Genomic DNA, 12081 nt, shown 5'->3' with positions numbered 1-12081 from the left:
GCCAGTTGCTCCTGCGCCTCGCCCTGGACGGCCATGCCGGCACCCGCCCACGGGCCCCACGCCACGGCCGTGGCGGCGGTGCCCCGGGCCCGTCGGCGGGCGACGAGGGCGTCGACGAAGGCGTTGGCCGCCGCGTAGCCGGCCTGCCCGGCCGAACCCCACACCCCCGCGATGGACGAGAACACCACGAACGCGTCCAACTCCGGCAGCAACGCGTCGAGATGCGCCGCCCCGTCGACCTTGGCGCGCAGCACCTCGCGTAGCTCGTCCGGCGTGACGTCGGCAAGCGGGGTGAACTGGGGTGCTCCGGCGGCGTGCACGACGGCACGGACGGGGTCGCCCGCGTCGGCCAGGCCGTCGAGCAGCGCGCCCAGCGCCGACCGGTCCGCCACGTCACAAGCAGCCACCGTCACCCGCGCCCCGCACGCCCGCAACCGCTCCGCCAACTCCACCGCACCCGCGGCCCGCTCACCACGCCGACTCGTCAACACAAGGTGTTCTGCCCCGACATCCACCGCCCACCGCGCCACCCGGGAGCCCAACGCCCCGGTGCCGCCGGTGACCAGCACCGTCCCCGACAACCGGAACTCCCGCCGCGCAGCCTCACCACCCGCCCGCGCCAGCCGCCGCACGAACAACCCCGACGACCGCACCGCCACCTGATCCTCGACACCCGCCGCCAACACCTGACACACCCGGCGCACCGCCCGGCCGTCCACCACCTCCGGCAGGTCCACCAGGCCACCCCACCAGCCCGGCAGCTCCAACGCCGCCACCCGACCCACGCCCCACACGGCCGCCGCGACCGGGTCGACCGGGGCGTCCGACCTGCCCACGGACACCGCGCCCCGGGTCACCCACCACACCCGGCCGCTGACGCCGCAGTCGCTCAGCGCCTGCACCACGGCGAGGGTCTCGCCCACGCCGGCACCGGCCAACGACAGCAGCGACACCACACCGGCGATCTCACCCGGGCGGGGCAGCGCGGCCCGCAGCCGCTCGGCCGCGTCGTCCCGGCTCGTCCCCGCCGGGTCGAGGCTGACCGTCAGGACCTCCGCGCCGTGCGCGGCCAGGCCCTCGGCAAGAGGGTGGTCGCCCTGCGTCGGGGGCACCAGGACAAGCCACCTCCCGGTCAGCCCTTCCGACGGTACGGCCGGAGCGGGCCGCCACTCGACGCGGTAGCGCCACGAGTCGACGGTGGACCGCTGCTGACCCGCCCGCCGCCACTGGGCGAGCTTCGGCAGCAGGTCACTCAGCGACTGCTCCGCCGCCAACTCCGCACCGAGACCGGTCAGGTCCTCCCGCTCCACCGCCGCCCAGAACCGCTCGTCGATGTCGTCGCTCGCTCGCGAGGTGCCGCCGACGGTCGATACGGGCTCGGGCCAGTACCACCTGCGGTGGAAGGCGTAGGTGGGCAGGTCCACCGTCCGGGGCCGGCCGCCGGTGTGGGTGAACCAGGCGGCCCAGTCGATCGGCGTGCCGGTGACGTGCAGCCGGGCGAGGGCGGTGACCAGCGCGGTCATGTCCGGCTGGTCGCGGCGCAGCGCCGCCACCAGGTGCACCGGCCGCTCCGCCGGAACGTCGGCCGCCATCGCCGTCAACGTCGCGTCCGGCCCGACCTCCACGAACGACGTCACGCCCAGCCCGTGCAGGGTGGTGACCGCGTCACCGAACCGCACGGCCTCCCGCACATGCCGCACCCAGTACTCGGGGTCAGTGATCTCCCCCGCCTCCGCCACCCGGCCCGTCACGTTCGACACGACCGGCAACCTCGGCGTCTGCCAATCCAAGCCTTCGAGCACCGACCGGAACTCCGCCAGCATCGGCTCCATCAACCGCGAATGGAACGCGTGACTCACCGGCAACCGCTTCGCCCGCCAGCCCTGCTCGGCACACCGCTGGGCGATCACCTCCAGGTCGGCCACCGGCCCCGACAGCACCACCGACTGCGGACCATTCACCGCCGCCACATCCACACCGTCACCAGCCAGCGCACGCACCTCAGCCTCGGATGCGCCCACCGCCAACATCCCGCCACCAGACGGCAACGCCTGCATCAACGAACCCCGCGCCGCCACCAAGGCACACGCGTCCTCCAGGGACAACACACCCGCCACATGGGCGGCCGTCACCTCGCCGATCGAATGCCCCACCAGATAGTCGGCCGTCACACCAAACGAGGCCAGCAACTCGTAGAGGGCCACCTCCACCGCGAACAGACCCGCCTGCGTGTAAACGGTCTGGTCCAACAGGGCAGCCAGGTCGGAACCCGGCTCCGCGAACACCACCTCCCGCAACGGACGGTCAAGGCGACCCACGAACAGGGCACACACCCGATCGAACGCCTCCGCATACACCGGGAACCGCTCATACAACTCCCGACCCATCCCCGACCGCTGCGCACCCTGACCCGTAAACAACAACACCCGACGACCCGAGACCACCTCACCCGTCACCACACCCGGAGCGGTCGCGCCGGCCGCCACCGCATCCAGCCCAGACAGCAGGTCGTCTCGACCTGCCCCAAGGACGACCGCCCGATGCGCCAGAGCAGCCCGCGACGTCGCCAGCGACCAACCCACGTCGACCAGCGACAACCCAGCCCGCTCCCGAACGAAATCCGAAAGCCGCGCCGCCTGCCCCCCAAGGGCCTCCGCCGAACGCGCCGACACCAACCACGGCACCACCGGCAGGCCGACGGAGCCGGCCGAGTCGACCTCGGCCTCCACCGGCTCCGCCTGCTCCACGATCACATGAGCATTCGTCCCCGAGATCCCGAACGACGACACCGCCGCCCGACGCGGCCGACCCACCACCGGCCACTCACGTGGCTCCGTCACCAACTCGACCGCACCAGACGACCAGTCCACCTTCGACGACGGCGCATCCACGTGCAGCGTCGCCGGCACCACGCCATACCGCAGGGCGAGGACCATCTTGATGATCCCGGCGACGCCCGCCGCCGCCTGCGTGTGACCCAGGTTCGACTTCACCGACCCCAGCAGCAGCGGTGTCTCCCGCCCCTGCCCGTACGTCGCCAGCAACGCCTGCGCCTCGATCGGGTCCCCGAGGGTCGTGCCGGTCCCGTGCGCCTCCACCACGTCCACGTCCGCCGGGGACAATCCCGCCGAGGCGAGGGCCTGCCGGATCACCCGCTGCTGCGACGGACCATTCGGCGCGGTGAGACCGTTCGACGCCCCGTCCTGGTTCACCGCGCTGCCGCGCACCACGGCGAGGACCCGACGGCCGTCCCGCCGGGCGTCCGACAGGCGCTGCACCAGCAGCACCCCGACGCCCTCGCCCCAACCCGTCCCGTCCGCCGACTCCGCGAACGACCGGCACCGCCCGTCGGCGGACAGTCCCCGCTGCCGGGAGAATTCGACGAACGCGCCGGGAGTTGCCATCACGGTGACGCCGCCGGCCAGCGCGAGGTCGCACTCGCCCGAGCGCAGTGACTGCGCCGCCAGGTGCAACGCGACCAGCGACGACGAGCACGCCGTGTCGACGGTGACCGCCGGCCCCTCGAACCCGAACGAGTACGCCACCCGCCCCGACAGGACGCTCGCGGACGCCCCGGTGGCGCCGTAGCCGGCGAGCTGTTCGCCGCCGTTGCGGATGAGGTTGTCGAAGTCCTGCCCGTTGGTGCCGGCGAAGACGCCGACGCGACCGCCGCGCAGCGTGAGGGGGTCGATCCAGGCGTCCTCGATCGCCGCCCAGGACACCTCCAGCAGCAGCCGCTGCTGCGGGTCCATGGCGACGGCCTCGCGGGGGGAGATGCCGAAGAACCCGGCGTCGAACGCGCCCGCGTCGGCGAGGAACGCCCCCTGCGTCACGTACGACGCCCCGGGGTGCTCGGGGTCGGGGTGGTGCAGCACGGCCAGGTCCCAGTGCCGGTCGGTGGGGAAGTCCGACATGGCGTCGACGCCGTCGGCGAGCAGCCGCCAGAACTCCTCCGGCGAGCCGGCCCCGGCGGGAAAGCGGCAGCCCATGCCGACGATGACGATCGGGTCGTCGTCGACGGGGCGTACGGCCGGGGTCGTCGCGGACGGCGACTGCCCGCCCAGCAGTTCCGCGCGGATGTGGGCCGCCAGGGCGGTGGGATTGGGGTGGTCGAAGGCGAGCGTGGCGGGCAGGGTGAGCCCGGTGGCGGCGTCGAGCCGGTTGCGCAGCTCGACGGCGGTCAGCGAGGTGAAGCCGAGGTCCCGGAAGGCGCGTTCGGCCGGCACCCGGTCGGCGCTGCCGTGGCCGAGCACCGCCGCCACCTCGGCGCGCACCAGGTCGCGGAGGGTGTCGAGCTGCTCGGCGTCGGTGAGCCCGGCGAGGCGGTCCCGCAGGGCACCGCCGCCGGCTGCCCGGTCGGCGGTGGCGGCGTCGGTGACCTGCGGCGCGGTCAGCAGGCCCCGGATCAGCGGGTCGGGGCGGCGGCCGGCGGCGCTGCCCGCCACCCGGTCCCAGTCGACGTCGGCGACGACGAGGTGGGTCTCGTCGTCCTCCAACGCGCCGGTGAGGGCGCGGACGGCCGTGGCGGGATCCATCGCCCCGAAGCCGTTGCGGGCCATCCGGTGTTCGAAGTCGCCTGCGCTGACGCCACCGTCGGCCCACAGCCCCCAGGCGATGGCGGTGGCGGGCAGCCCCTCGGCTCGGCGGCGCTGGGCGAGGGCGTCGAGCCAGGCGTTGCCGGGGGCGTAGTTGGCCTGCCCGGGTCCGCCCATGGTGCCGGCGAGGGAGGAGAACAGCACGAACGCGGACAGCTCGTGGTCCCGGGTCAGCTCGTCGAGGTTGCGGGCCGCGTCGACCTTGGCGCGCAGGGCGGTCGCCATCCGGTCTGCGGTGAGGGCGTCGACCACGGTGTCGTCGAGCGCCGCAGCCGTGTGCACGACGGCGGTGAGCGGCAGGTCGGCGGGGATCGCCGCGAGCAGGTCGCGCAGGGCGTCCCGGTCGGCGGCGTCGCAGGCCGCGACGGTGACGCGGGTGCCGAGGGCGGTCAGTTCCTCGGCGAGGGCGGCAGCGCCGGGGGCGTCGGGGCCACGGCGGCTGACCAGCAGCAGGTGATCGGCCCCGGCCGCCGCGAGGGCGCGGGCGACGTGCCCGCCGAGCGCGCCGGTCCCGCCGGTGACGAGGGTGGTGCCGCGCGGGGTCCAGGCGCGTGCGGGGGTGGCGGGCCGTCGGGCACGGGTCAACCGCCGGGCGTACGTGCCGGTGGCGCGCACCGCGAGCTGGTCTTCCGCGCGCTCGCCGCCGAGCAGCCGGCGCACCTGTCGTACGCCGCGCGCGTCGGCGGTCGGGGGCAGGTCCACGAGCCCGCCCCAGCGTTGGGGGTGCTCGGCGCGCAGCACGCCGCCGAAGCCCCACAGGGTCGCCTGGTCGCAGTCGACGGCCTGGTCGCGGGGGTCGACGGAGACCGCGCCCCGGGTGGCGATCCAGAGCCGGGCGGGGATCGCGGCGTCGCCGAGGGCCTGGGCGAGGGCGACGGTGTGGGCGAGGCCGGCGGGCACGGAGGCGGCGTCGGGGTGGGCGCCGGTGGGGAGGCCGAGCAGCGACAGGACGGTGCCGGGTCGCCCCTGGCCGTCTGCGTACGCGTCGGCGAGGTCGCGGGCGAGGCCGGCCCGGTCCCGGTCGGCGGCGACCCGCAGCACCCGTACGCCGGGCGCGGCGAGCGCGCTCGCCCACTGTCCGGCCGCCCCGTCGTCGGGCACGAGGGCGTCGTCGGGCATGAGGGCGTCGTCGGGCACGACGAGCAGGAGGTCGGCGGCCTGCCGCCGGTGGTGGTCGGCCAGCGGCTGCCAGGTGACCCGGTACCGCCACGAGTCGAGGCTCGACCCGGCGGGGGCGGTGCCGTGGGGGCGGGTGCGGGCGTCGAGCCAGTAGCGCTGGTGGTGGAAGGCGTAGGTGGGCAGGTCGACGGTGCTGGGCCGGCCGCCGGTGTGGGTGAACCACGCCGCCCAGTCCACGGGCGTGCCGGTGACGTGCAGCCGGGCGAGGGCGGTGACCAGCGCGGTCGTGTCGTCCTGGTCACGGCGCAACGCCGCCACCAGGTGCACCGGCCGCTCCGCCGGAACATCGGCCGCCATCGCCGTCAACGTCGCATCCGGCCCCACCTCCACAAAGCTGCTGACACCCAACCCAAGCAGGGTGGTGATCGCGTCACCGAACCGCACGGCCTCCCGCACATGCCGCACCCAGTAGTCCGGGCTGCTGATCTCGGCCGCCTCCGCCACCCGCCCGGTCAGGTTCGACACGATCGGCAGCCTCGGCGTCTGCCAGTCCAGACCCGCCAGAACCGTCCGGAACTCCGCCAGCATCGGTTCCATCAACCGCGAATGGAACGCGTGACTCACCGGCAACCGCTTCGCCCGCCAGCCCCGCCCGGCACACTCCCCCGCGATCCGATCCAACTCGGCCACCGGCCCCGACAGCACCACTGCCCGAGGCCCGTTCACCGCCGCCACATCCACACCGCTGCCGGCCAGCGCACGCACCTCAGCCTCAGGCGCGCCCACCGCCAACATCCCGCCACCAGACGGCAACGCCTGCATCAACGAACCCCGCGCCGCCACCAGAACGCAGGCGTCCTCCAACGACAACACACCCGCCACATAGGCGGCCGTCACCTCACCGATCGAATGCCCCACCAGATAGTCAGCCGTCACACCAAACGAGGCCAACAGCTCGTGCAACGCCACTTCCAGGGCGAACAGCCCCGCCTGCGTGAACGCCGTCTGATCCAACAGGGCCGCAAGGTCGGAACCCGGCTCCCCGAACACCACCTCCCGCAACGAACGGTCGAGGCGACCCGAGAACAGGGCACACACCCGGTCGAACGCCTCCGCATACACCGGGAACCGGTCATACAACTCCCGACCCATCCCCGACCGCTGCGCACCCTGACCCGTAAACAACAACACCCGACGACCAGACGACACCTCACCCGTCACCAGCCCCGGGGTATCCACGCCGGCCGCCAGGGCATCCAGCCCGGACAGCAGGTCGTCTCGGCCCGTGCCGAGGACGACCGCCCGGTGCTCCAACACGGCCCGCGACGTCGCGAGGGACCAGCCCACGTCGACCAGCGACAACCCAGCCCGCTCGCGAACGAAATCCGAAAGCCGCGCCGCCTGCCCACCGAGGGCCTCCGCCGAACGCGCCGACACCAACCACGGCACCACCGGCAACTCGACGACACCAGAGGACTCGGCCGCCACCGACTCCGCCTGCTCCACGATCACGTGCGCGTTCGTCCCCGAGATCCCGAACGACGACACCGCCGCCCGACGCGGCCGACCCACCACCGGCCACGGCACCGACTCCGTCACCAACTCGACCGCACCCGACGACCAGTCCACCTTCGACGACGGCGCATCCACGTGCAGGGTCGCGGGCACCACCCCGTGCCGCATCGCCTGCACCAGCTTGATCACACCGGCGACGCCGGCCGCCGCCTGCGTGTGGCCGAGGTTCGACTTGATCGACCCCAGCAGCAGCGGCGTCTCCCGACCCTGCCCATACGTCGCCAGCAACGCCTGCGCCTCGATCGGGTCACCCAACGTGGTGCCGGTCCCGTGCGCCTCCACCACGTCCACGTCCAGCGGGGACAACCCCGCCGACGCGAGGGCCTGCCGGATCACCCGCTGCTGCGACGGCCCATTCGGCGCCGTCAACCCGTTCGACGCACCGTCCTGGTTCACCGCGGAGCCCCGCACGACCGCGAGCACCCGGTGACCGTTACGCCGGGCGTCGCTGAGGCGTTCCACGACGAGCATGCCGACGCCCTCGGACCAGCCGGTGCCGTCGGCGCCCTCGGCGAACGACTTGCACCGCCCGTCGGGGGCGAGGCCGCGCTGCCGGCTGAAGTCGACGAACGTCTCCAGGGTGGTCATCACGGTGACGCCGCCGGCCAGCGCGAGGGTGCACTCGCCGGAGCGCAGCGACTGCACGGCGAGGTGCAGCGCAACGAGGGACGACGAGCAGGCGGTGTCGACGGTGAGCGCGGGACCTTCGAACCCGAACGTGTAGGCGACCCGGCCGGAGAGGACGCTGCTGGCGGTGCCGCCGCCGATGAACGCGTCCAGGGTCTCGGGCACCTCGGCGAGCCCGGCGGCGTAGTTGTGGTACATCATGCCGGCGAACACGCCGACGCGGCTGCCGCGCAGGGACAGCGGGTCGATGCGGGCGTCCTCGATCGCCTCCCAGGACGCCTCCAGCATGAGCCGCTGCTGCGGGTCCATGGCGAGGGCCTCGTACGGCGAGACCTTGAACAGCTCCGGGTCGAAGTCACCGGCGTCGTGCAGGAACCCGCCCTCCCGCGCGTACGTGCTGCCCCGGCGCTGCCCGGTCGGGTCGTACGCGGCGTCGGTGTCCCAGCCCCGGTCGGTGGGGAATCCGGTGATGCCGTCGGTGCCGGTGGCGACGAGTTCCCACAGCTGCTCGGGCGAGCGGACGCCACCCGGGTAGCGGCAGCTCATCCCGACGATGGCGATGGGCTCGTGGTTCTTGGCGTCGGCCGCCTTGAGGCGTTCGCTGGTCTCGGCGAGGTCGGCGGTGACGCGCTTGAGGTACTCACGGAGCTTGGCTTCGTTCGCCATCGGGATTCACCTGTCGCGTTGGTCGGCAAGCGGGCGGTACGACGGTCAGGAGCGACCGAACGTGCTGTCGATGAAGTCGAAGAGTTCGTCGTCGCTGGCGTCGTCGATCACCTGGGCGACGCCGGCGGTGTCACCGCTGTCGCCGTCCCAGCGGGTGAGCAGCGCCCGCAGGCGGGCGGCGACGGCGGCGCGGGTCTCCTCGTCGGCGGCGAGTTCGGCGAGGGTGTCGGCGGGGGTCGCGGCGAACGCCGCCTCCAGCCGGTCCAGTTCGTCGAGGAGGGTGGGCGCGGACCGGCCGGGGCCGAGCTGCGTCATCAGGTGCCCGGTGAGCGCCTCGGGGGTGGGGTGGTCGAAGACGAGGGTGACCGGCAGCGTCAGGCCGGTGCGGGTGGTGAGCCGGTTGCGCAGGTCCACGGCGGTCAGCGAGTCGAAGCCCAGCTCGGTGAAGGACTGGCCGGGGGCGACGGCGGCGGCCGTGGCGTACCCGAGGACCTCGGCGACCTGGCCGGTGACGAGTTCCTCGACGAGCCGCCGGCGCTCGGCGTCGGGGGCGTCGGCGATCCGGTCGCGGAAGTTGCCGGCCGGTGCGGCGGCCCCGGCGGCGTTGCGCCGGGTGCGGACGCCGGCCAGGCCACGCAGCGGCGCGGGCAGGTGGTCGACGGTGGCGAGGGCGCGCAGCGCGGCGAGGTCGAGGCGGACGGGCAGCAGCAGCGGCTGCCGGCTGCTGCGGCTGGCGTCGAAGAGGGCGAGCGCCTGCCCGACCGCGAGGGGGGTGATGCCCTGGCGGGCCATCCGTTCCCGGCGGGCGGTGCCCAGGTCGCGGGTCATAGCGCTGTTGGTTTCCCACAGCCCCCAGGCCAGGGAGGTGGCGGCGAGGCCGGCGGCGCGCCGGTGCTGGGCGAGCCCGTCGAGGAACGCGTTGGCCGCCGCGTAGTTGCCCTGCCCGGGGCCGCCGAGGGGGCCGGCGATGGACGAGAACAGCACGAACATCGGCAGGTCCAGGTGCCGGGTGAGGTCGTGCAGGTGCCAGGCGGCGTCGGCCTTGGGGCGCAGCGCGGCGGCGATCCGCTCGGGGGTGAGCGCGGTGACGGTCGCGTCGTCGAGGACCCCGGCGGCGTGCACGACGCCGGTGAGGGGGTGTTCGGCGGCGACGGTGGCGAGCAGCGCGGCGACCTGGTCGCGGTCGGCGACGTCGCAGGCGACGAAGCGGGCGTGCGCGCCGAGGCGGGTGAGTTCGGCGAGGAGGTCGGCGGCGCCGGGGGCGTCGCCGCCGCGCCGGCCGGCGAGGAGCAGGTGCCGGACCTTGTGGGCGGTGACGAGGTGGCGGGCGAGGAGGCCGCCGAGGGTGCCGGTGGCGCCGGTGACGAGCACGGTGCCGTCGGGGAGAAGGTCGACGGCCCCCGTGGGGTCGGGTTCGGCGGGGGCGAGCCGGGGCGCGAGGAGCCGGCCGGCGCGGAGGGCGAGCTGGGGTTCGTCGCTGGCCAGGGCCCGGCCGAGCAGGTCGGCGTCGGCGTCGGGGCCGGCTTCGGGGTCGAGGTCGACCAGCACGAGCCGGCCGGGGTGTTCCAGTTGCGCGGAGCGGACCAGGCCCCAGACGGCCGCGCCGGGCAGGTCGGTCACGTCGCCGGTGGCGGTGGCGGGGACCGCGCCGCGGGTGAGCACGACGAGCCGGCGGTCGGCGTGCCGGTCGTCGGCCAGCCAGCCCTGGACGGTGGCGAGGGTGTCGGCGAGCCGGGCGCGGGTGGCGTCGAGGGGGTCGCCGGGCGGGGTGTCGGCGGCGGGCAGCAGCACGAACCGGGGGTCGAGCCGGCCGTCGTCGACGGCGTCGGCGAGCGCGGGGAGCCCACCGGGGGTCGGCGCGGCGGCGTCGAGCGCGACGATGCCGGTCGCCGGGCGGGGCGGCAGGGGCAGCGCGGTCCAGCGCAGGTCGAACAGGGGCAGGTCGGCGGGGCCGGTCGGGTCGAGCTGGTCGGCGCCGACGGGCCGGGAGACGAGCGAGTCGACCCGGGCGACGGGCGCGCCGGTGCCGTCGGCGAGGGCGAGGGTGACGGCCGAGCCGGCGCGGGTGACGCGTACCCGAAGGTGGGTCGCGCCGACGGCGGCGAGCGCGACGCCCGACCACGCGAACGGGAGTCGGGCCCCGGCGGTCTCGTCGGCGTCGTCGGCGTCGGTGAGGCCGACGACGTGCAGCGCCGCGTCCAGCAGCGCGGGGTGCAGGCCGAACCCGTCGGCGGCGACGCCGTCGGGGAGCGCGACCTCCGCGAGCACGGCATCGGGGGTACGCCACGCGGCGCGCAGCCCCCGGAAGGTGGGCCCGTGGTCGACGCCGAGGCGGTGGAGCTGGGCGTAGATGGGCTCGATGGGCACGGGGGCGGCGTCGGCGGGCGGCCACTCGGTGAGCGCCTCGGGCGCGTCGCCGCCGCCGGGGGCGAGGATCCCGTCGGCGTGCCGGGTCCAGTCGCCGTACGGGTCGTCGGCGGGCCGGGAGTGGATGGCGAGCCGGCGGCGGCCGTGTTCGTCGGGGGCGGCGAGGCTGAGCTGCAGCGCACGGGCGCCCTGCTCGGGCAGGACGAGCGGGGCGGCGAGGGTCAGCTCCGCGAGGGTGTCGCAGGCGGCCTGTGCCCCGGCGTGCAGGGCCAGCTCGACGAGCGCGGTGCCCGGCACGACGACGGAGCCCCACACGACGTGGTCGGCGAGCCAGGGCTGGGTACGCACCGACAGCCGGCCCCCGTACAGGCGGGTGTCGTCGGCGGCGGAGACGAGTTCGGCGGTGAGCAGGGGGTGCCCGGCGCTGCGGACCCCGAGGCCGGAGGCGTCGGCCCCGGTCGGGTTCGCGTCGAGCCAGTAGCGCTGGTGGTGGAAGGCGTAGGTGGGCAGGTCCACCGTCCGGGGTCGACCACCGGTGTGGGTGAACCACGCCGCCCAGTCCACGGGCGTGCCGGTGACGTGCAGCCGGGCCAGGGCCGTGACCAGCGCCGTCGTGTCGGGCTGGTCGCGGCGCAGCGCCGCCACCAGATGCACCGGACGGTCGACGGGCGTGTCAGCCGCCATCGCCGTCAACGTCGCATCCGGCCCCACCTCCACGAACGACGTCACGCCCAACCCGTGCAAGGTGGTGATCGCATCACCGAACCGGACAGCCTCCCGCACATGCCGCACCCAGTAGTCCGGGCTGGTGATCTCCCCCGCCTCGGCCACCCGGCCCGTCACGTTCGACACGACCGGCAACCTCGGCGTCTGCCAAGCCAAGCCTTCGAGGACCGACCGGAACTCCGCGAGCATCGGCTCCATCAACCGCGAATGGAACGCGTGACTCACCGGCAGCCGCTTCGCCCGCCAACCGTTCTCCGCACACCGCTGGGCGATCACGTCCAGGTCGGCGACCGGCCCCGACAACACCACCGACTGCGGACCATTCACCGCCGCCACATCCACACCGTCACCGGCCAGCGCACGCACCTCAGCCTCAGGCGCGCCGACCGCCAGCATCCCGCCACCA

At 74.7% G+C, this 12081-nt stretch carries 2 protein-coding genes; both read right to left on the bottom strand.

The window, feature by feature from the left end:
* Positions 1 to 8582: type I polyketide synthase (locus tag ACVMYR_RS32855; RefSeq protein ID WP_457123672.1), on the bottom strand; the 8582-nt coding region annotated here is incomplete at its 3' end.
* A 45-nt stretch (positions 8583 to 8627) separates the two neighbouring features.
* A complete protein-coding gene (locus ACVMYR_RS32850) occupies positions 8628 to 12071 on the bottom strand; it encodes an SDR family NAD(P)-dependent oxidoreductase (protein ID WP_457123673.1) in 3444 nt (1147 codons plus the stop codon).
* Between the last annotated feature and the right edge of the window lie 10 nt (positions 12072 to 12081).

This window comes from Micromonospora sp. PTRAS2 (assembly GCF_054052245.1).
Note: the sequence above shows the minus strand (reverse complement) of the source record. Positions and strands in the feature narration are given on the sequence as shown.

Excerpts from the sequence above, each read along its gene's own strand:
- ACVMYR_RS32850 (WP_457123673.1), bottom strand. The coding sequence starts at position 12,071 with ATGCTGGCGGTCGGCGCGCCTGAGGCTGAGGTGCGTGCGCTGGCCGGT.